Here is a 20,834-nt window from a genome sequence, read left to right as displayed (position 1 = left end):
GGCGGGTATGAGGCCCGCGCCGGGCGGCCTGGGTGCTGGGCAGGATGTCTACGTCGCCCTCCGGTGCCGTCCGATGCTGTTCTCTGCGGCGGCCAGCGCACCTCGCGCGGGGTTGTGGCATACTGCCGCACTGACAAGGGGGACGCATGGGTGTCGACAAGGACGAGCGGCAGCGCCATCTGCCTGCCGGGCGCAAGGCGCAGTTGGCCGCGTACGTCGCCGACGCCGGTCAGGTCACGGTCGGTGAGCTGGCCGAACGCTTCAGCGTCTCCATCGACACCGTCCGACGCGACCTCGATCAGCTCAGTGCCGACGGGGTCCTCGTACGCACGTACGGTGGTGCCGTCAGCCTGTCCACCGTCTACCGCACCGACCGCGCCGTCGACCAGCGCCTCACCCTTCAGGAGCAGGAGAAGGAGAAGATCGCGGCACTGGCCGCGACAGTGGTCCAGGACGGCTCGACGATCATGATCAACGGTGGCACCACCACCCTGGCCGTCGCCCGCAACCTCGGCCAACACCGGGACCTCACCGTGGCGACGAACAACCTGCTGGTGCCCGGCGCGTTACCACCCACGGCGATCCGCGACATCTACCTCTTCGGCGGCGCGGTGCGTACCCTCACCCTCGCCACCATCGGGCCGGTCAGCTTCCGGGCCGGCGGCGGCGCCGAACTGGACATCAGCTGCGACCTGGCGCTGATCGGCGTCGGCGCGGTCGACACGGAGGCCGGCTACACGACGAGCAACCTCGCCGAAGCCGCGATGATGCAGGAGATGATTTCGCGTGCCGGCCGGGTGGCTATCCTCGCCGACTCCTCCAAGTTCGGCCGCAGGCTCTTCGCCCAGGTGTCCGAGCTGGGCAGCGCCGACTATCTGATCACCGACACCATGCCGCCCGCCGGCCTGCGGGACGCCCTCGCCGCGAACGAGGTGAAGATCATCACCCCGGCGGCCTCACCACGTCAGCGTGCGGCGCGGAGCGCGGACTAACTAGCAGGGGTGCGTTGGTGGCCCTGTGCCCCGGCGGGCTCCGCCGCGCGGGCCGGCTGGAAGGCGACGTCGGTCACGTCGGCGACCAGCTCGGTGAAGTCGGTGCCGTACGCGGCTGGTTCCACGATTCGCAGCACCAGCGCGAATGGCCGGTCAATGCCGTAGGTGCGGGCGAGTTCGGGATGGTGCGTGGCCAGGTAGCGGGCACCGGCGAGGTTGCTGCCCGCGGTCAGGCCGCCGATGAAGAACACCGGGCGTCCACCGACCGGCCCCCAGAACCGGGCGAGCAGGACGTAGCTGGTCTCCGGACTGTAGACGTACTCGGTGCCGCCGACCGTGAACGACCTCCGACGCTTCTCCTCGTCGAAGGTCTCGTACGTCACGCCACGGAGGATCGCGCGTACGTGCGTGACGCTGCGCGGGCTCGCGCCGCCGGGGCCGCCGACGCAGAATTCGGTCAGCCGGCCGATCTCGCCGGTCGGCTGGTTCTCGCCGACCCGGTCGGCGTGCGCGCCGCATTCCCGGGCGATGGTCGCCAGCTCCACCAGCGCGGCGACGTCGCGGCGGTGGACGCTGAACTCGCGCGGCGACGAGGCGTGCCGGGACACCACCAGCAGGCAGCGCGCTCCGGCGGTGAGGCCGAAGAAGGCGCGGGCCTGGTTCAGCTTGCGCCGACGCAGCAGGAAGCCCGCGAGCCAGACGGCCGTGCCGGCGATGACACTCGCCAGCAGATTGATCAGAAGGTCGCCCATGCCTCGATGATGTCCGATCCGGACTACGCTTTCGCTGGCGGTACGGACCGCAAGAGCAAGCCCACTACCCGGTGCCAAAAGGACCACCAGCACGGAGACCTCGTGAGGCGCAGCGCCCGCCCCGGGTTGACATTGTCGCATGCTATGACTCATCGTGTTGATACAAGGCATGCGACATTCGGAGGTGGTGGCATGCGACAGGCAGATCACGCGGAGGCCGGGCGGTGGCTGGCCCGGCACGGCCTGGCCGACGTCGAGCCGACCCCGCTGCTGGCGGCGCGGCTGGCGGTGCGGCGGCGTGCCAAGCTCGCCGACAGTCTCCTGCTGGCCGCGTTCCTGATCGGGGCGGCACTCACCCACGCGTTGCGACTCACCTATGCCTCGTCCTCCTGGCTGCCCCTGCTGGCGCTGACGGCGCTGGTGGTCGGATTGCTGGTGGCGCAGTGGCTGCTCCGCTGGTGGGTGCGGCGCGTCGACCAACGGGCCGGCGCGCAACTGTCCCGACGAGTCGCCCACCCGGTCAAGCTCGGCTGGCCGGCGGTGTTGGACTGGCCGTACACCGTTTTCACGGTCGCCGCCTTCACCAGCGCCGTGCTGCTCGCGGTGAGCGTGCTGCCGGTTCCCGACTCCGGCTTGCGGTTCGGGGCGATCGTCGTGCTGATCGGCCTCGCCGGCGCCGGCGCCGGCACTGTCATGCAGCTGCGCCAGGTGCTGGCGAGCCCGGCCGTGGCAGAGGACGAGGCGTCGCTCACCGCCGATGTCGTCATGCGGGTCGAGGACGCCCGCGCCCTTGTCACACCCAGCCTGGTGTGGTCGCTGCCGGCCATCTTCCTGTACGGGGAATCGCTCGGCTGGTGGAACGCCGTCGCGCTGGCGCTCGTGGTGGTGGGCGTCCTCGCGCTCAGCCTGATCCAGATCCGGACCAGCGGCGCCGGGACGGCGGCACGGCGCGCCATGGCCACCCGATGATCGTCATCGACGCGGCCTCGCCAACGCCGCCGTACGAGCAGCTCCGGGCCCAGCTCGCGAGGCAGATCCAGGACCGCTCGCTCGCTGTCGGTACGAGGCTGCCGACGGTCCGCCGGCTCGCGGCCGACCTCGGCCTCGCCGTGAACACCGTCGGCCGGGCGTACCGGGAGCTGGAGGAGGCCGGGCTGATCGAGACCCGCGGGCGGGCCGGCTCGTTCGTCTCGGCCGCCGGCGACCAGGCCCTCGAACAGGCCCGCCGCGCCGCTCGCGACTACGCAGCGGTGGTCACCAGCGTCGGCATCGATCCCACCGAGGCGATCCGGATCGTCGAGGCGGCACTCGGCCATGATTCAAAACGGTAACCACCGTTCAGCGGGACATCGCTCGACGTGGCCGGGTCGGCGGCATAGGGATGGCAGGTGCCGGTGTCAGGCCAACTGGGCGAGAACGCCGGACTCGATCACGATTACCGCACCGATCAGCATGAACACGCCCGGCACGATCCAGTGGCCGTACCGTTCGATGACGTTGACCACGGTGCGGCGGGAGCCGAGCCACGAGCCCGCCAGGCACCAGACAGCGACCCCGACGGCGAACACGGCGACCGTTACCAGACTGGCGGTTACTCCGATCGTGCGGAACATCGGCGTGTAGACGGAGATGTTGTCCGCACCGTTGGCCACCGTGATCCCGACGACGGAGAGAAGTCCGGAAGCCACCGCCGGGGCAAGCGGCTCTTCGTCGCCGCGGCTGCGGATCGCGCCGACGAGACCCCGCACGCCCAGGCCCAACGGGACCAGTCCCAGCAGCCCGACCCACTGGTCGGGAATGATCGTCAGGCCGAGAGCGGCAATTGCTGAAACGACGACCAGGGCTGCGATCCCGGTGTACTGGCCGACCCAGACCTGCCATGGCCGAGGCTTGCCCGACGCCCGAGCGGACAGGAACAGCACCGCCAAGACGATGAGGTCATCGACGTTCGTACCCGCGAAGACCCCGGCCGCGGTGGCGATGATCCTGAGGAGGTCTTCCATGGGCAGCCACTCTACGGATTGTGATCACGACACGGATTGACGACGCCGCCGGGCTCATCTGCGTAAGTCGGCTCAGATATCCGGCATCGTCATGACGTACGGTTCGCCCGCTGGGTGGCGGAGATGAAGAACTCCTGGTCGTCAGCCCCGGAGCAGGGCGTCTGCACCGCCTCGGCACCGATGTTCACCTCAGCCGGGCCGCCGAGGATGCCGATGCAGAGACCACTGTGGACCGGGCGGAGACGGTAGTTGTTTGCTGTCGAATCGTCGACCGGGTCCAGCAGATAGCGTTGATGGGTGGCTCCGACGCAGTTCGACGGGGCCAACAGCGCGCCGTCGCCGGTGTGCGCGTCGTCCACGGTCAGGCACCCCGCGCCCTCCGTCGGGTGGTGCCACTGAAGCTCGTACACATCGTCGCCGACTTCTTTCAGGTAGGTGTCCGGGGACACCTCGTCGCACGGCCGCTGCACCGCCAGCGGCCGATCGCTACGGCGGTTGCGCTCCCGGCCTTCGCCCAGGCACAGGCTGCGGTCCTCGATGTGGGGCGAGCGCGTGTTCATCAATCAGGGATGCTTCTTCCTCGACTACGGCGGGATCAGAATCGGGGACCGGGTCCTGATCGGTCCCCGGGTGACACTCAGCACGGCTGGACACCCCGTCGAACTCGACGAACGGTACGACTTCATCACCCACGCGCCCATCGTGATCGAGGACGATGTGTGGATCGGTGCCGCAGCCACGATCACGCCGGTAGCCGGAGACGGTGGAGCAGTACCGAGCGGAGGTGTCGGCCCGCGCACTGTGACGGTGCCCCATAGAGTGTGCGCCATGAAACCGAAGGAGCTGAGTTTCTCGATCTTTGGTCTCGGAGCGAGGTGGGAGTTCGGCACGACGAACAAGGACATCGCCCGTCGTACGATCCGCTTCCTTGAGGACCGTCGTCTGCTGTTCGGTCCCCGTGGCGTTGATCCCCACGACCTGCATTACTGCGTGAAGTCCGCGCAGGAGATCCGCCAGTTCCTCGGCGACCAACTGCAACAGCATGATCCGGGGCCGAAGCTCCTGCGTGCGCTCCAGGAGATGCGCGCTGCCTGCCGGCGCTTCCTGGATGCGGCTGCCGAAAGCGGCGGCACCGGCCAACTCGGCGGGCGACGGTTCCTCGTCGCGGTGGGTGAACTCCGCTCGACCTTCGGCTTCTACGTCGCCGCGCTGGCCGACCGTTACGACCTTGAAGTGGACGAAGACCTCCGGGCGATCATGCCTCCGGTGCCGGAGGACGCCAGCGGGGAGCCCACTGACCTGGCGACGCTCCTGGACAGCGCCGGCGAGCCCGACCGGCCGGGTCGCCCCTGACCGGCGGCACGCGGCAGATCGGCGGAAAAACGGATCGCGTGGGCGGCACGGTGGTGCGATCGTTGCCGCATGCCGCAGCCGATCTTGCGTACCGACCGTCTGTTGCTGGTGCCGCTCGCCGAGCGGCACCTGCAGTGGGAGATCGAGCTCGACGCCGACCCGGAGGTGCTGCGTTACATCAGCGGCCGGGCGCGATCCCGAGAAGAGGTGATCGCCTCCCACGCCCAGCGGCTGGCGCTGGCCGGCAAGGTGGAGGGCCTGGGGTACTGGTTGGCATTCGGAACTGACGGCGGTGTGCGCGGATCGAGGCCGCCTGCGGGTGAGGGCGACGGCGAGTTCATCGGGCTGATGATGCTGCCGCCGGCGCACGGACCCGATCAGCCTGACGACCCGACGGTCGCCGAGCTGGGCTACCGCCTCGTCCGTCGGCACTGGCGCAAGGGCCTGGCCAGCGAGGCGTCGCGGGTCCTGCTGCGGCACGCCTTCGACACGGTCGGGCAGCACCGGGTCATCGCCCAGACGATGGCAGTGAACGCCGGCTCCCGCGGAGTGATGGAAGCCGTCGGCATGCGCTACGTGCGTACGTACTTCGCGGACTGGGATGAACCGCTTCCGGGATCGGAACTGGGTGAGGTCGAGTACGAGATGACCCGCGAGATGTGGGCACGCATCGCCTGACGGCCCCGCCCGGCACTACCGCAGCCCACGTCCGGCCAGGAAGACACGCAACGTCTCGGCGTCGTCGGCGGACATCAACCATCGCGGGATCACGGTCGCCGGCATCTGCCCGACGTACACGATCCAGAACTCGGGGGTGTCCTTCACCTGGGTGACAGCTTCCCAGGCGATGCCGGCGGACTCCACGCCGCTGCGCATCATGATGTTGTCATCGGTGATGTCGTAGCCGCCCTCGACGGCGTAGCGACCGGAGCGACGCCGGGCGCGCCACCGCATCAACGGCCAGTAGAGCATCGCCAGCAGGCCACCCACGATCATCGCCATCCACAGCGGCGTGACCTGCGGGCCCCAGGAGAATCCCCGGGAGACGGCGAACACGACAACCCCGACCGCCGTCAGCACCGCACCGACATAACCGTACTTGCGCAGTTGCACGCCGGTGAGCGCGGCGGCCACGCGGCCCGGGTAGGTGGGATCGGCGGGTACGTCGAAACGGATGTGCACGTCAGCACCATAGTGCCCACACCGGTTGTCGTACCGTCGTGTGAGGCTTCGGTCATGGCGACTTTCGTTCAGTCGAGACAGAACTCGTTGCCCTCGACGTCCTGCATCACGAGGCACGACTCGTTGACACCGTCTGCCCGCAGCAGCCGTACGCGTACCGCGCCGAGGGCGACCAGCCGCGCGCATTCGGCCTCAAGGACGGCCACGCGCTCGTCCCCCACCAGCCCGGTGCCGACCCGCACGTCGAGGTGCAGCCGGTTCTTGACGACCTTGCCTTCCGGCACGCGCTGGAAGAACAGTCGCGGGCCCACGCCTGTGGGATCGGCGCAGGCGAACGCCGCGCCTTGGTGCTCGGGTGGCAGCGTGCGATCGAACTCGTCCCAGGTGGCGAAGCCCTCCGGTGGTGGCGGTACGACGTACCCCAGCACCTCGCACCAGAACCGCGCGACGCGCTCAGGTTCCGTGCAGTCGAAGGTGACCTGAATCTGCCTTACCGATGCCATCGGCCCACCATAGAGGCATGCTGTCGTGTTGACTTGCCTTTTTTGCGATGGGCAGGGCGGGTGTCGGCGTGCACCGGCCGACCACTCGCTGAGCGAGTTTTGTGTTTGCCGACGAAGGTGAGAGCCCTTACGGTGATCCCCGCACCTCCCGGTGCGCAGGCAACGGCTACTTCCGCTCATAACGGGGAGACGCGGGTTCGAATCCCGCCGCCGCCTCTGGCGGTGTCGACCAGCGGCCCAGGTCACCTTGGCCCGCAAGGGCCAGTCGCCGTCGCCGCTTCGATCTCGGGAGGCGCGACCACACCGCATACCCGGTGCGCAGGCAACGGTTACTTCGGGATCCGCAGGTTGGGGGTTCGAGTCCCCCGTACGCCTTCGGGCTGATAGCTCAATCGGACAGAGCGGCGGACATGTTCCGTGGCCGACTTCTGATCTCGGGTATGCGGTGTGGTGGCGCCTCGGTGAGTGACACGGGGGAACGTGATGGCCAAGTTCAACATCAAGCTGCGCCGGCAGCACCACGGAACGGGCGAGGCGGTGACCGCCGAGGGCGCGCCGGGCTTCAGCCGGGAGCCGCGCGCCGAGTTGTTTCTGCTCGCGGTGTCGAACATGGTCGGTGAGGACACCTTCTACGAGGGTGCCGCTCACCGCGACGCCCGGTTTCGTGAGCTGGTGGCCGCGGTCGCGGTCACCGACCCCGAATGGTTTGCCCGGTTCGTGCCGTGGCTGCGTACCGGTGCGATGCTGCGTTCGGCGGCGGTGGTGGCGGCCCTGGAGGGCGCCCGGGCACAGGTCGCGGCGGGTGTTCCCGGTTCCCGGGCCATCGTGGACGCGGCGTTGCAGCGTGCGGACGAGCCGGGTGAGGCGTTGGCGTACTGGCTGGGTCGTCATGGCCGGGCGCTGCCGAAGCCGGTGAAGCGGGGGATCGCGGATGCGGTCGTGCGCTTGTACCACGAGCGTAGCCTGCTCAAATACGACGCCGAGGGCAGTGCCGTGCGGTTCGGTGACGTCATCGACCTGACCCATCCGAGGGCGCGAGACGAGCGGCAGGGGGAGCTGTTCCGGCACGCGCTGGACCGGCGTCACCAGCGTGACAACCCGCTACCCGAGTCGCTACCCGTGCTGGCGGCGCGGGCCGAGCTGATGGGACTTCCGGTCGGGCAACGTCGAGAGGTAACCGACCCGGCGGTGCTCAGCGCGGCCGGCATGACCTGGGAGGCGCTCGCCGGCTGGCGGCAGTCCGCCATGGACGCCGCGGCCTGGGAGGCGATCATCCCGACCATGGGCTACCTGGCGTTGCTGCGGAATCTGCGCAACTTCGACCGGGCCGGGGTCAGCGACGCCGTGGCCGAAGCGGTGGCGGCGAAGCTCGCCGACCCGGGCGAGGTCGCGCGCTCGCGGGTACTGCCGATGCGCTTCCTGTCGGCGTACAACGCGACGCCGAGCTTGCGTTGGGCGTACCCGCTGGAGCAGGCGTTGCAGCATGCACTGGCGAACGTGCCCGCCCTGGACGCGCGGACGCTGATCCTGATCGACACGTCGTTCTCGATGAGCAGTGCGTTCAGCAAGGACGGCACGCTGTGCTGCTGGGACGCGGCCACCGTGTTCGGTCTCGCCCTTGCCGCTCGGGCGCGCAACCCGACAGTGGTGTCGTTCTCCGATGCCAGCCGGGTGTTTCCGGCAGTCGCGGGCGAGTCAGTGTTGACCGCGGTGCGTCGATTCAAGGACGGCGGCTACTTCTACGGTGGCGGAACCCGGACGGAGCAGGCTGTGCGGGATCACTACGACGGGCACGACCGGCTGGTCATCCTCACCGACGAGCAGGCGCACTGGCATGGCGAGGCAGACGTGACGGCGGCAGTGCCCGCGCGGGTGCCGGTCTACACCTGGAACCTGGCCGGGTACCGGGTCGGGCACATGCCGACGGAGGGCAACCGGCACACCTTCGGTGGCCTGTCCGACGCCGCGTTCGCGATGATCCCACTGATCGAGGTCGGATCCCGCGATCAGTGGCCGTTCTGATGCGCGTTGCGGCATCGGCCCGGCAGGCCGACGCCGCAACACCGGACCTCAGCCGTCGACCCAACCGTGGGCGCGGCTGAACTCGACGAACCGTTCCCTGATGTCGATGATCTGGGCACCGGTCAACGACGGCGAACAGCGCAGCAGCACTTCGGTTATGGCGCTGGTGAACTCGGCCGGTGCCAGCACGTCACACATCTCTTCGTCACCCTCGATGCGGACGCGGGGCCGGCGCTCGATGCCGTTCGTGGTCGCGTCCGACGATCCGATCGGCTCGATGATGCGCACCGAGGCGGCCTTCAGGCCGCGGTCGCCCTCCACCGCTTCGTATTCGACCGGCAGGCCCAGCCGCACCAGGTGGCGGTGCTCGCCGAAATCGTTCGCGTGGACGAAGATGTCCTCGCCGCCACCGGACGGGGCAATGAATCCGTAGCCGCGAACGTCGTCGAAACGGATGATTTTACCCACAGAAGCCACAACCAACTCCCACACCTACTCAACGCCAACAAACTCACACAACGCCTGTTGCAATTGTCGCAACAAACAGTAACCGGAGGGGGTGCCCGGCGCGGTCAGTCCTCCGATCGTCGCTTGACCGGCCCCTGCTCAGATGGGATCTGAGCGTAGTCAGCCACATCCTCGTTGTCGATGATGGCGTGGGTTGAGCCGACCCGGCGGGGCATCCGTTCTGCCTGTTCGTCACGGCACCGGTCTCGGCCTGATTGGCCCCTCCCGGCCCCGCCAGGGGCAGCTGTCACCTTGGCCGCCGGTATCGCCACTCCTGGGTGATTTGAAAGCGACAAACCCGCACATTCATGTCTGCTCGGGGAGGGTGCCAGGAGGTGGACGCCGACGGTCGGGGTCCTGATACGGGAGGGCAGCCCCATGTTCCGTCGGATCGGATCCGCCCTACGGGTTCCCGTCGTCCTGGTCGTCGCGTGCGGCCTGATGCTCTCCGCCGGCGGTTCGGCGGGGGTGGGCTCGACACCGGAGCGCAGCGCGTACCGAGGCGACGGCGGGCCGCCTGCCGGCCATCAGCCGGACCAGCGGGTCCGGGCGGTCATGGCGAGGATGACGCTGGCGGAGAAGGTGGGCCAGATGTTCGTCCTCCAGGTGTACGGCGACACCGCCACCACCACGAACCCCACCGACGTGGCTGCCAACCAGGCGCTCTACGGCAGCGACATCCGCAATGGCGCCCAACTGCTGCGGAAGTACCACCCCGGCGGCATCATCTACTTCACCGCCTCCAACAACCTGAACAATCCGCAGCAGGTCGCCCTGCTGTCCAACGGGTTGCAGAAGGCGGCACTGGCCGACAAGGGCGTACCGGTGCAGATCAGCACCGACCAGGAGGGCGGATTCGTCACCCGGATTCCGCCACCGTCGGCGATCTCTCCGGGCAACATGGCGATCGGCGCGACGTTCGACCGCGGGCTGTCGTACTCGACGGCCGCCGCGACCAGCCGGCAGCTGCGCGCGATGGGCATCAACATGGACCACGCACCGGTGGTCGACGTCAACACCAACCCCCGCAACACCGCCGACGGGACCCGCTCGTTCGGCGACCGGACCAGGCCGGTCTCCGCCTTCGGCGCGGCGGCCGTGACCGGATATCAGCAGAGCGGTCGGGTCGCCGCCACGGCCAAACACTTCCCCGGGCTGGGCAGCGCGGAGGCCAACCCGGACACCGGGATCGCCGTCGTCGACGAGAGCCGGGAGGAGATTCTGCGTACGGACATCCCGCCGTTCCGGGCCGCGATCGAGGCCGGCGTGAAATCGATCATGCCGACGGCGGTGATCGTGCCGGCGTTGGATCCCACCCGCACGCCGGCTCTGCTCTCCAAGCCCATCATCACCGGACTGCTGCGCGACAAGCTCAAGTACGACGGGGTGGTCATCACCGACGCGTTGCGGGCCTCGGCGCTGGCGAGCATCCCGCAGGAGCAGGTGATCCTCGATGCCGTCAACGCCGGCAACGACGAGTTGCTCCTGCCCACGGATCCGCCCGCCGCCATCGCCACAGTGCTCGACGCGGTACGCGACGGCACGATCAGCCGCCACCGCATCGACCAGTCGGTGTACCGGATCCTGCGGATGAAGGCTGAACTGGGGCTCTTCGACGACCCCTTCACCACGAGCGAGGCCGTCGACTCGTTCGTCGGCACCGCCGCCGACCAGCAGACCATGTCCGTTGCCGCGCACCGGTCGATGACACTGTTGCGCAACCGGAACCAGGTGCTGCCGTTGGCGGCGCAGTCGGGCCAACACCTGCTGGTCACCGGCTGGGGCGTCAACGCCGTCCCCGGGCTGGCCAGCCAACTGTCCAGCAAGGGGCTGGTGGCCACGCCGATGTGGACCGGATCGCCGGACAGCCAGACCATCAAGCAGGTGGTGGCGGCGGCCAGGGCCAGTGACGTCACCGTGGTGATCACCAACAACGCCTGGAACGACGTGACCCAGCAGAACCTGGTCAAGGCGCTGCTGGCGACGAAGAAGCCGATCGTGACGGTCGCCGTCGGCGGCCCGTACGACATCGCGTACTTCCCGTCCGCCCCCACCTACCTCGCGGCCTACGGCTACCGCGACGTCTCCCTCGCCGCGATAGCCGACACCATCGTCGGTGCGGAACCCACCGGCCGCCTGCCGGTCACCATCCGCACCCCCGACGGCACGAAGGTCCTCTTCCGGTACGGATCGGGCATCGGTTACCGCACCGACGCGCCCTAGTCGTCCTCCTGGTCGGTCGGCTCGTCGTTCCACCGCCACCACGCCGCGTCGCCGCTGATATGGAGGATGAACTCGGGCGCCTCGTCCCCCTCGGGGTACCGCAGCGTGACGGCGTTGCGGACCGCCCCGTACGCGCGGTCCCAGCTCTCCGCGTCGCTGCCGCCATCGAGCAGCCGCAGTTGCTCGGCGAAGAGCGGTCGGAACTCCGCGAGCCCGTCCCGGGGTTGGACACGCGCGTCCAGCCAGGGGAAATTGCCGCCGGTCACCACCAGATCAGCGATCGTCTGGCCGTCGTCGCGCCGGTGCAGCGTCCACACCACGCTGTGATCATCTTCCACGACCGACGACAATAGCCGTCGGCCGATCGAGGGCGGCGGCTCGGTCGGCCCGATTATCCGATGTGGACAACCGTGGTGGGAGCCCGGCAGCACGGCAACCCGCGGACCGGGGAGGCGAGGTGGCATGATCGGGGGAATGGCCAGCAAAGATGCCTCGGCGCAGCACCTGCGCGACCTCGCCCGGCTGCGCCGGGTCCGGGACCGGATCGATCGGGAGTACGCGCAGCCGCTCAACGTCGAGGCGCTCGCCCGGGACGCGAACATGTCCGCCGGACACCTCAGCCGTCAGTTCCGGATCGCGTACGGTGAGTCACCGTACGCGTACCTGATGACCCGGCGCATCGAGCGGGCGATGGCGCTGCTGCGTCGGGGCGATCTCAGCGTCACCGATGTCTGTTTCGCGGTCGGCTGTGCCTCGCTCGGCACCTTCACCACCCGCTTCACCGAGTTGGTGGGGGTGTCGCCCGGTGCCTACCGGCGCCAGGTGACAGCAGCGACGGCGGGCCTGCCGTCGTGCGTCACGAAGCAGGTGACCAGACCGATCAGGAATCGAGAAGTCCAGGTCAGGCGCTCGCTACTAGCCTGACCGACATGGACCTCATCATCGCGAACACCTTCCTGGCGCAGAACGACCCGGACGCCGCGCTGGCCTTCTACCGCGACACTCTCGGGTTCGAGGTGCGCAACGACGTGGGTTACGCCGGCATGCGGTGGATCACCGTCGGCCCACCCGGCCAGCCCGGGACGTCTATCGTCCTGCACCCGCCGGCCGCCGACCCCGGTGTCACCGACGAGGAGCGTCGGGTGATCGCGGAGATGATGGCCAAGGGCACCTACGGCATGATCGTCCTGGCGACCGAGGATCTGGACGACGCTTTCGAGCGGCTCCAGGCCAGCTCGGCCGAGATCGTCCAGGAGCCGACCGAGCAGCCGTACGGGGTCCGCGACTTTGCCGTCCGGGATGCCGCCGGCAACATGGTCCGTATCCAGGAGCTGCGCTGAGATGCATGCTGCCGACAGCCATGACCTGATCCGGGTCCGGGGCGCGCGGGAGAACAATCTCAAGGACGTGAGCGTCGAGATCCCGAAGCGACGGCTCACGGTGTTCACGGGCGTCTCCGGTTCGGGCAAGAGTTCGCTGGTGTTCGGCACCATCGCCGCCGAGTCACAGCGGATGATCAACGAGACCTACAGCGCCTTCATCCAGGGCTTCATGCCGACGCTGGCCCGGCCCGAGGTGGATCTGCTCGACGGGCTGACCACCGCGATCATCGTGGATCAGGAGCGGATGGGCGCCAACGTCCGGTCCACGGTCGGCACCGTCACCGATGCCAACGCGATGCTGCGGATCCTGTTCAGCCGGCTGGGGCAGCCGCAGATCGGCTCGCCCCAGGCGTTCTCCTTCAACGTCGCCTCGATCAGCGGCGCGGGCGCGGTGACCATCGAGCGCGGCGGACGCACCACGAAGGAGCGGCGTAGCTTCCAGGTCACCGGCGGCATGTGCCCGCGCTGCGAGGGCATGGGCCGGGTGAGCGATTTCGACCTGTCCGCGCTCTACGACGACAGCAAGTCGCTCAACGAGGGCGCGATCACCATCCCCGGCTACAGCACCCAGGGGTGGTATGGCCGCATCTTCCGTGGCTGCGGCTACTTCGATCCGGACAAACCAATCCGGAAGTTCACCAAGCGCGAGCTGGACGACCTGCTGTACCGGGAACCGACCAAAATCAAGGTCGAGGGGATCAACCTGACGTACGCGGGACTGATCCCGACGATCCAGAAGTCGTTCCTGTCCAAGGACCGCGAGGCGATGCAGCCACACATCCGCGCCTTCGTCGACCGCGCGGTCATCTTCACCACCTGCCCCGACTGCGGTGGCACCCGGCTCAGCGCGCCGGCCCGGTCCTCGAAGATCAAGGGGATCAACATCGCCGACTGCTGCGCGATGCAGATCAGCGACCTCGCCGACTGGGTACGGGCGCTCGACGAACCGTCGGTCGCGCCGTTGCTGGCGGCGTTGGGGGAGACCCTGGACTCGTTCGTCGAGATCGGGCTCGGCTATCTCAGCCTCGATCGGCCGTCGGGCACGCTCTCCGGCGGCGAGGCGCAGCGCACCAAGATGATCCGCCATCTCTCCTCCTCGCTCACCGACGTGACATACGTCTTCGACGAGCCGACGATCGGGCTGCACCCGCACGACATCCAGCGGATGAACAACCTGCTGCTGCGGCTGCGGGACAAGGGCAACACGGTGCTCGTGGTGGAACACAAACCGGAGACCATCGTCATCGCCGACCACGTCGTGGACCTGGGCCCCGGCGCGGGTACGGCGGGCGGCACCGTCTGCTTCGAGGGCAGCGTCGAGGGGCTGCGGGCCAGCGACACGCTCACCGGTCGCCATCTCGACGACCGGGCCACCCTGAAGGAGAAGGTACGCACCCCGTCAGGGGTGCTCCCGATCCGCGGCGCGGACACCCACAACCTGCGTGACGTCGACGTCGACATCCCGCTCGGCGTACTGGTCGTGGTGACCGGGGTGGCCGGCTCGGGCAAGAGTTCCCTGATCCACGGCTCGGTGTCGGGGCGGGACGGGGTGATCTCGATCGACCAGGGTGCGATCCGTGGCTCGCGGCGGAGCAACCCGGCGACGTACACCGGGCTGCTCGACCCGATCCGGAAGGCGTTCGCGAAGGCCAACGGCGTGAAGCCGGCGCTGTTCAGCGCCAACTCCGAGGGGGCGTGCCCCACCTGCAACGGCGCCGGTGTCATCTACACCGACCTGGCGATGATGGCAGGGGTCGCCACCGTCTGCGAGCAGTGCGAGGGGCGGCGGTTCCAGGCCGAGGTGCTGGCGTACACCCTCGGCGGTCGCGACATCAGCGAGGTGCTCGCGATGTCGGTGGCCGAGGCGGGGGAGTTCTTCGGGACCGGTGAGGCCCGGGCGCCGGCCGCGCACACCATCCTCACCCGGCTCGCCGACGTCGGGCTCGGGTACCTCACCCTCGGCCAACCGTTGACCACCCTCTCCGGCGGCGAGCGGCAGCGGCTCAAGCTGGCCACCCACATGACCGACAAGGGCGGGGTCTACATCCTCGACGAGCCGACCACGGGGCTGCACCTCGCCGACGTCGCGCATCTGCTCGGTCTGCTCGACCGGCTGGTCGACGCCGGCAAGTCGGTGATCGTCATCGAGCATCACCAGGCGGTCATGGCGCACGCCGACTGGATCATCGACCTCGGCCCGGGGGCCGGCCACGACGGTGGCCGGATCGTCTTCGAAGGCACTCCGGCCGACCTGGTCGCCGCCCGGTCCACACTCACCGGCCAGCACCTCGCCGAGTACGCGGGACCCTGAGCAGGGACCTTGGTACGAAAGCGCTCCGGAGAGGGCGCTTTCGTACCAAGGTCTAACCAGGGGCGGAGGTCACGGGCAGGCGGCCCACGCCAGGTGGTACATGGTCGTGATGCTGCCGTCGGTGGAGTCCATCGTCAGGAAGCTGGTGCCGGTCGAGGTGCCCCGACTGAGGCGCAACTCCGTGTTGATGTTGAGGTTGCGCAGCTCACCGCAGGGATGCCAGACCGCGGAGGCGATCGGCACCTCGTCGGTCACCAGCCAGTTGTCGTCCAGCGGGGCCGGGATCCGGTGGTTCGTGGTGGTGGTCTGGGTCATGCCCTGGAAGTAGTAGCTGGACAGCTGGTTGGCGGTGACGCCCCGGTTGAGCAGCCCATACCCGCGGTAGTCGACCTTGACGATCGCGAAGGTGTAGCCGTTCGGCACGTGCACCAGGACGTTGAGCTGGCAGTTCTTGCGCCCCTCGGTGACCGGCACCCCGGGGCCGGTCTGGACCAGGTAGTCGCTGTAGATGGTGGTGAAGGCCTTGTTGTCGGGGGAGACCGCGACGTCGGCGGTGCCGGGTCGGCAGCCCGAGCCGGCCATTGCCACCAGGTCGATCACGACCTGGTCCGGCGGTGGGTTGTTCATGATGGGGCTGGCCGATGCCGGTGCGCCCGCCGTCAACGACGAGGCGAGCAGCGCGAGGACTACGCCACCCCGGATGAGCATTTTTCGCATGGAACTCCCTTCAGTTCGATGCGGGGGTCGATGGTGGGCCACCAATGTAATTAGCCGCATAGATCGACGTCAAACGATTCCTGATCCATTGGCCTTTCGGGCAAGGCGAGCTGAACTCGCATCCAGCTCTCTCCCGGATCGCTCTCCTGCGAGAACGGTCATAGTGGAAGCTTCGGGCGGAGTGCCTCAATCCTGGCCGGCGCCTCGGGTGAATTGTCGGGAAATGCGGTCAATCCGATCTTGAATCACCACGCTGAGCAGGCGCTTTCCGTGTTATGGGAAGGTAAACAATCGATCACAATCAATGCTTGCTTGGGTGGCTGCCGCGCCGCTAACATTCGTCGCAAGCTATGCCGAGCATCCTCTTCCGGTGTTGGTGGCGGTGCCGTCCAGGCCGCCGGGAACGTGCGCATCCGGGTGGTCGTCGATGTTGCCTGTTCGATTGCGGTTGAGGTCACCACGTATTGAGGGGAATCGTATGAGAGAACGAGTTGCCGTCGCGAGAAAGGGCATTGTCGTCGTGCTCGGCGCGGTGCTCGCATTCGCCCTGCCCGCGCCGGTGCAGGCCAGCCCGGCCGACGCGCTCAGCGCGGTCCCCGAGGGCAACGTCACGGTCGACGTGGTGGCCGCGAACGGCTCCGGCTGTGCGCCTGGTACGGCTCGGGTCGTCGCCAACTCCGACAAGACCGGATTCCGGATCCGCTACGGCGACTTCGTCGCCGAGGCGGGCGGCGGCGCCGACGCGACAGCCCGCCGGAAGAACTGTCAGCTCGGCGTGGTGGTGACCGTGCCGGCCGGCTGGACCTTCGCGGTGGCTGCTGTCGACTACCGCGGCCGGGCCCGGGTCGCCGCGGGCGCGACCGGCCTGCAACGTACCAATTACTACTGGCAGGGGTCGTCGGCCGACAGCCGTACCGAGGTGACGTTCGCGGGCCCGTACAACGGCTTCTGGAGCACCCAGGACGTCGCCCACGCGCTTGTCTACCTGCCCTGTGAACAGCAGCGGGTGCTCAACATCAACACCGAGCTGCGGGTGGACGCGGGCAGCTCCGGCACCCGCAGCAGCATGTCGATGACGGCCACCGAGGGCGACGTGGACACCCTGTTCAACCTGAACTGGACCAGGTGCTGATCCGCTGACGCCACGCGCGACGAGGTCATGGAGGGTTCCCCGGTGCGGGGAACCCTCCATCGTCATGGGTGGTGGCGTGCCCACGGCTGCCCGAATCGGGATGCCGTGCCGTAGCATCGGTCTGTTTCTTTCTCAGGGCGGTGCGGAGGACCGCGTGGACGATGTGACCCTCCGGGCCCTGAACCTCCTCGAGGAGGCTCAGGCCGGCGCGGCGGCCCGGGTGCTGGCCGCCGCCGAGTCGGCGCTTCGCGAACCCACCGGGGAGATCCGCGACGGTCCGGCCGCGATGCACTTTGCCCGAGTCGTGGCGTTGACCCGGCTGGGTGAGCTGCCCGCAGCCATCGTCGCCGCCGATCTGATGCTGGCCGCTGCGGACCGCGAGCACAGCTCCGGTTGGCGCTCCTGCGCGCTGTCGCTGCGGGCCACCAGAAGGTTGCGCCTCGGTGACCAGGATATCGCCGAGTACGACATCGAGGCGGTGCTGCGCGATCTGGTGAGCGCGGAGACGGCCCTGCTGGCCGACGAGCCGGATCCGGTGATCCGGGGCAATGCCCACACCGGCATCGCCATCGGCTACGCCCAGTTGCGCCTCTACGAGCTGGCCGTGCCGCAGTTCCAGGCGGCGTACGAAGCGACCTGCCGGGCGGCGTACCCGGACAACGGCAACCGCGCGATGTGGCTGTGCAACCTGGCGGAGCTCAACCTCATCTGGGCGCTTGAGCTCTATCAGATCGGTCAGGTGGCCGAGGCGGAGAAGCACACCACACTCGCCGAGGAGTACGCGGTGCGCGCGGCGGCGGAGGCGTCCGGACCCCGGGCGCAGGTGTGGCGGCTGTCGGCGCTGCTGTACGCGGCCTGCTCCCGCGCCGACCGTCAGGACCCGGCCGGCGCGGCGATCGACATTCCTCGGTACATCGCGCTGCTGCAGGCCCACGGACTTCAGGAACAGCATCAGGAGCTGTTGCTGTGTCGTCCCTTCCACGCCGTCGCGTTGCGCCGTTCGGGCCGGCTGGACGAGGCGCTGCGGGTGATCCGCAAGGCTGTCGGCTCGCTGGCGCCCGACACCGACTGGCTGATCTCGGCGGCCCTCCACCGGACGCACGCGGTGCTGCTGTCGGTCAGCGGGTCAGTGGATGCCGTGCCCGGTCTCACCTACGGCGACGCGCTCGCGGAACTGCTGTGGCGGCAGCGGCAGCGTTGGCTGCACACGGCGATGACGATGCAGTCGTACGACGTCCTGCGCTGGCAGCACGAGCAGGCCGAACGGGCGGCGCAGACCGACCCGCTCACCGGAGTGGCCAATCGTCGCGGGCTCGACACCGCCCTGCGGACCCTCACCGCGTCCGGCACCGACCAGCCGATGGCGGTGTTGGCGGTGGACATCGACCGGTTCAAGCAGATAAACGACTCGCTGGGGCATGCCACCGGCGACGACGTGCTGCGGACTGTCGCGCAACTGCTCACCGGCAACGTCCGCGCGGGCGATGTGGTGGCCCGGCTGGGCGGGGACGAGTTCGTCGCAGTGCTGCCCGGCGCCGACACTGTCGCGGCCACCGAGGTCGCGCGGCGGATCGTGGCCGCCGTCGCCGGCCTGACCGGCTGGCCGGTGACGGTGAGCGTCGGGGTCTCCAGTGGCCCGGCGTACGCGATCGAAGAGGCCCTCACCCGCGCCGACGGCGCCATGTACGCCGCCAAACGCGCGGGCGGTGGCCGGGCGAACGCCGCCGCCGTCTGACCCGGGTCACCCCTGGCGCGCCGCCCGCTGGCACGGACGCGGCGCGCCGACCGCTGTGACGTCGGCCATCTTGACAGTCCGTCGACCGGCTCACCGGTCCGGTAGCTGTGGTTTCCCACGCCAGTTCCGCCCACGGCCATTGACCTGTCCATTCATCGGATACGGCAGAAATGAGCTGCATGCAGTTCTGCCGGAACTTCTGCCGGTCGATTTCCGGCTGTTAAAGCGTCGGCGTTTTTCGCGACACAATGATGTAACCACGGGCGTTTCCTCAACTCGCTAACGTCGCTTGCGTCCGGCGGTCGCCGGGTAGTGACCTGGGAGAGGGAGCATGCGCAGAAAATTGATTCGGCAATTTATTGTCGGAGTGGCGGCGGGACTGATGCTGATTCCGCTCGCCCCGCCGCCCGCCTCGGCCGAGGTGGTCGAAGGTGTGCAGTGGGTGCCCTGCGAGCAGGATGCCAGCGCCCTGTGCGGCACCCTGGAAGTGCCTGTGGACTGGGCCGATCCGGACGGGCCGACGATCGACCTGGCGCTGGCCAAGCGGCCGGCCACCGACCCGGAGGCGCGGCGCGGATCGCTTGTCGTCAACCCGGGCGGGCCGGGCGGATCGGGTGTCGACTCGGCGTTGTGGGCGTGGTACAGCGACGACCTTCGTCGCCATTTCGACATCGTCGGATTCGATCCCCGTGGCGTCGCCCGTAGTGCGCCGGTCAGGTGTGCTCTGGACAAGATTCTGGGCCTGCCCACCGGTGCGATCACAACGGCCGCCGCATTCGACGAAATGGTCGCCGCGAGTCGGGCGCTGGCCGACGACTGCCGGACGCACAGTGGCCCGGTATTCGACCACGTGGACACGCTTCAGGTGATCCAGGACATCGACGCCATCCGGGCCGCGGTCGGCGACGCCAAGCTGAATTTCTTCGGCATGTCGTACGGCACCCTGATGGCCCAGCAGTACGCGGAGCGGTATCCGGACCGGGTGGGCGCGATCGTCGCGGACAGCACGATGGACCACAGCCAGGACGCCCGCGGTTTCGCCGTCACCCAGGCGGCCACCGGGCAGGACACCTTCAACGAGTTCGTCGCCGGCTGTGCCCGGCTCTCCGAGTGCGCCCTGTACGGCCGCGACATCCGGCAGTTCTGGCACCGGTTGCTGGGGCGTGCCGAGCGCGGTGAACTGCCGGATCCGGACGACCCGAGCTACAAGATCACTCCGCGGGATCTGGTCAACTTCGTCCTGGGCAACCTGAACTACCAGCCGTACTGGCTCGCCATCGCCAGCGAGTTGGAGCGGTTGGCCGCCGGCCGCCCCTCCGGCACGTCCGCAGCCGCAGCCCGACGGTCGGCCGACGACGAGCCCACAGTTGTCGACTTCGCGTACCAGGCGGTGCTCTGCCAGGACTGGAACCTCAAGCCCCGTGACTTCGCCGAGTGGCAGTCGATCCTCGCCGACGCTCAGCTGGCGGCGCCGGACCTGCCGGACCCGCCGCGGGCGGCGACCGGCGCGATCTGCCTGGGCTGGCCGACCCCGGTGCGCAATCCGCAGCGCCCGATCACCCCGACCAACGAGACCAAGCTGCTCTTCGTCAACTCCCTGCACGACCCGGCCACCGGCTACAACTGGGCGCTGGGTGCCGCCGCGCAGTTCGGCACACACGCCGAGCTGCTGACGTACGAGGGCTGGGGGCACATCGTCTACGGCCGGGTGGCCTGCGCCGACGAGGCGATCGACAGGTACCTGATCGACGGCGTCGTACCGGCGGCAGGCACCCGCTGCGCCGCGGCCCCGCCGCCAGGCACCACCGGCGAGCAGGTCCGTGGCCGGTCCGCCGGCCCCGAGGCCGGACCCGCGCCGGAGGAGGGAGCGGCCCCGGAGATGGTGCCGTTGCGCGCGGAACCGGGGCTGCCGACCTGGCTGCGCTGAGCTGACACCTGGTGGCCGGGACCTCGATCGGGTCCCGGCCACCACTCGGCTCCCCGGTGAACCGCGAGAAACGGCGGGCGGTGCGTGCGGCAC

21 protein-coding genes are annotated in these 20,834 nt (G+C 68.8%); 13 read left to right on the top strand and 8 right to left on the bottom strand.

Annotation, left to right across the window (positions count from 1 at the left end):
• The first annotated feature begins 146 nt into the window (after window positions 1-146).
• Complete coding sequence (locus tag C1I93_RS01720) at window positions 147-992, top strand: DeoR/GlpR family DNA-binding transcription regulator (protein WP_111241413.1); 846 nt, start codon at window positions 147-149, stop codon at window positions 990-992.
• Here C1I93_RS01720 and C1I93_RS01715 read toward each other — a convergent pair.
• Entirely contained in the window at window positions 989-1,744 is a 756-nt protein-coding gene (locus tag C1I93_RS01715; RefSeq protein WP_111241412.1) for a hypothetical protein, read from the bottom strand. The two genes, C1I93_RS01720 and C1I93_RS01715, sit on opposite strands and share 4 nt — an antisense overlap.
• A gap of 192 nt (window positions 1,745-1,936) precedes the next feature.
• Between C1I93_RS01715 and C1I93_RS01710 the strand changes: the two genes are divergently transcribed.
• Both C1I93_RS01710 and C1I93_RS01705 read left to right on the top strand, forming a co-directional pair.
• Window positions 1,937-2,713 carry a hypothetical protein gene (locus C1I93_RS01710; protein ID WP_111241411.1) on the top strand — a complete coding sequence of 259 codons (777 nt, stop codon included), beginning with the start codon at window positions 1,937-1,939 and terminating at the stop codon, window positions 2,711-2,713.
• Window positions 2,710-3,075: a GntR family transcriptional regulator gene (locus tag C1I93_RS01705; RefSeq protein ID WP_111241410.1), complete on the top strand. Its 366-nt coding sequence runs from the start codon at window positions 2,710-2,712 to the stop codon at window positions 3,073-3,075. Before C1I93_RS01710 ends, C1I93_RS01705 begins: the two co-directional genes overlap by 4 nt.
• 66 nt (window positions 3,076-3,141) lie before the next feature.
• Here C1I93_RS01705 and C1I93_RS01700 read toward each other — a convergent pair whose 3' ends face one another.
• Window positions 3,142-3,747, bottom strand: coding sequence for a cadmium resistance transporter (locus C1I93_RS01700; RefSeq protein WP_111241409.1), 606 nt, complete (start codon window positions 3,745-3,747; stop codon window positions 3,142-3,144).
• 89 nt (window positions 3,748-3,836) lie between these two features.
• Complete coding sequence (locus C1I93_RS01695; RefSeq protein ID WP_111241432.1) at window positions 3,837-4,307, bottom strand: RICIN domain-containing protein; 471 nt, start codon at window positions 4,305-4,307, stop codon at window positions 3,837-3,839.
• On the opposite strand from C1I93_RS01695, the gene C1I93_RS31315 reads away from it, so the two are divergent.
• Together C1I93_RS31315 and C1I93_RS01685 are read left to right on the top strand one after the other, a co-directional pair.
• Entirely contained in the window at window positions 4,300-5,100 is an 801-nt protein-coding gene (locus C1I93_RS31315) for a DUF6650 family protein (protein WP_181444965.1), read from the top strand. The two genes, C1I93_RS01695 and C1I93_RS31315, sit on opposite strands and share 8 nt — an antisense overlap.
• Before the next feature lie 69 nt (window positions 5,101-5,169).
• Complete coding sequence (locus tag C1I93_RS01685) at window positions 5,170-5,778, top strand: GNAT family N-acetyltransferase (RefSeq protein ID WP_111241408.1); 609 nt, start codon at window positions 5,170-5,172, stop codon at window positions 5,776-5,778.
• A 15-nt stretch (window positions 5,779-5,793) separates the two neighbouring features.
• Here the strand turns inward: C1I93_RS01685 and C1I93_RS01680 are convergent, their stop codons facing one another.
• Together C1I93_RS01680 and C1I93_RS01675 are read right to left on the bottom strand one after the other, a co-directional pair.
• A complete protein-coding gene (locus C1I93_RS01680) occupies window positions 5,794-6,282 on the bottom strand; it encodes a YcxB family protein (protein ID WP_111241407.1) in 489 nt (162 codons plus the stop codon).
• 68 nt (window positions 6,283-6,350) lie between these two features.
• Entirely contained in the window at window positions 6,351-6,785 is a 435-nt protein-coding gene (locus tag C1I93_RS01675) for a VOC family protein (RefSeq protein WP_111241406.1), read from the bottom strand.
• Between the two features lie 483 nt (window positions 6,786-7,268).
• On the opposite strand from C1I93_RS01675, the gene C1I93_RS01670 reads away from it, so the two are divergent.
• Complete coding sequence (locus C1I93_RS01670; RefSeq protein WP_111241405.1) at window positions 7,269-8,807, top strand: TROVE domain-containing protein; 1,539 nt, start codon at window positions 7,269-7,271, stop codon at window positions 8,805-8,807.
• Window positions 8,808-8,855: 48 nt separating this feature from the next.
• On the opposite strand, the gene C1I93_RS01665 is transcribed toward C1I93_RS01670, so the two are convergent.
• Window positions 8,856-9,284: a cold-shock protein gene (locus tag C1I93_RS01665; protein WP_111241404.1), complete on the bottom strand. Its 429-nt coding sequence runs from the start codon at window positions 9,282-9,284 to the stop codon at window positions 8,856-8,858.
• Window positions 9,285-9,692: 408 nt separating this feature from the next.
• Between C1I93_RS01665 and C1I93_RS01660 the strand changes: the two genes are divergently transcribed.
• Window positions 9,693-11,537 carry a glycoside hydrolase family 3 protein gene (locus C1I93_RS01660; RefSeq protein WP_111241403.1) on the top strand — a complete coding sequence of 615 codons (1,845 nt, stop codon included), beginning with the start codon at window positions 9,693-9,695 and terminating at the stop codon, window positions 11,535-11,537.
• On the opposite strand, the gene C1I93_RS01655 is transcribed toward C1I93_RS01660, so the two are convergent.
• The gene (locus tag C1I93_RS01655) at window positions 11,534-11,875 is read right to left on the bottom strand and encodes a hypothetical protein (RefSeq protein ID WP_223256427.1); all 342 of its coding nucleotides are present in this window, start codon (window positions 11,873-11,875) and stop codon (window positions 11,534-11,536) included. The two genes, C1I93_RS01660 and C1I93_RS01655, sit on opposite strands and share 4 nt — an antisense overlap.
• Window positions 11,876-12,011: 136 nt before the next feature.
• On the opposite strand from C1I93_RS01655, the gene C1I93_RS01650 reads away from it, so the two are divergent.
• The 3 genes from C1I93_RS01650 to C1I93_RS01640 are packed head-to-tail and all read left to right on the top strand — an operon-like array spanning window position 12,012 to window position 15,230.
• Window positions 12,012-12,461, top strand: a complete 450-nt coding sequence (locus C1I93_RS01650) for a helix-turn-helix transcriptional regulator (protein ID WP_111241402.1) — start codon at window positions 12,012-12,014, stop codon at window positions 12,459-12,461.
• A gap of 5 nt (window positions 12,462-12,466) precedes the next feature.
• Window positions 12,467-12,877 carry a VOC family protein gene (locus C1I93_RS01645; RefSeq protein WP_111241401.1) on the top strand — a complete coding sequence of 137 codons (411 nt, stop codon included), beginning with the start codon at window positions 12,467-12,469 and terminating at the stop codon, window positions 12,875-12,877.
• Window positions 12,837-15,230: an ATP-binding cassette domain-containing protein gene (locus C1I93_RS01640; protein ID WP_111241400.1), complete on the top strand. Its 2,394-nt coding sequence runs from the start codon at window positions 12,837-12,839 to the stop codon at window positions 15,228-15,230. The genes C1I93_RS01645 and C1I93_RS01640 overlap by 41 nt, the downstream gene beginning before the upstream one ends.
• A gap of 69 nt (window positions 15,231-15,299) precedes the next feature.
• On the opposite strand, the gene C1I93_RS01635 is transcribed toward C1I93_RS01640, so the two are convergent.
• Window positions 15,300-15,947 carry a DUF4360 domain-containing protein gene (locus tag C1I93_RS01635; RefSeq protein WP_111241399.1) on the bottom strand — a complete coding sequence of 216 codons (648 nt, stop codon included), beginning with the start codon at window positions 15,945-15,947 and terminating at the stop codon, window positions 15,300-15,302.
• Window positions 15,948-16,425: 478 nt separating this feature from the next.
• Between C1I93_RS01635 and C1I93_RS01630 the strand changes: the two genes are divergently transcribed.
• The 3 genes from C1I93_RS01630 to C1I93_RS01620 all read left to right on the top strand — a co-directional run bounded on the left by C1I93_RS01630 (window position 16,426) and on the right by C1I93_RS01620 (window position 20,741).
• Window positions 16,426-17,079, top strand: a complete 654-nt coding sequence (locus C1I93_RS01630) for a DUF4360 domain-containing protein (RefSeq protein WP_181444964.1) — start codon at window positions 16,426-16,428, stop codon at window positions 17,077-17,079.
• A 154-nt stretch (window positions 17,080-17,233) separates the two neighbouring features.
• Entirely contained in the window at window positions 17,234-18,814 is a 1,581-nt protein-coding gene (locus C1I93_RS01625; protein ID WP_111241397.1) for a GGDEF domain-containing protein, read from the top strand.
• 331 nt (window positions 18,815-19,145) lie between these two features.
• Window positions 19,146-20,741 carry an alpha/beta hydrolase gene (locus tag C1I93_RS01620; protein WP_111241396.1) on the top strand — a complete coding sequence of 532 codons (1,596 nt, stop codon included), beginning with the start codon at window positions 19,146-19,148 and terminating at the stop codon, window positions 20,739-20,741.
• Window positions 20,742-20,834 lie beyond the last annotated feature (93 nt).

It is taken from the genome of Micromonospora endophytica (genome assembly GCF_003236305.1).
Classification (GTDB): Bacteria; Actinomycetota; Actinomycetes; order Mycobacteriales; family Micromonosporaceae; genus Micromonospora; species Micromonospora endophytica.
This window is presented reverse-complemented; position numbering and strand designations above follow the sequence as displayed.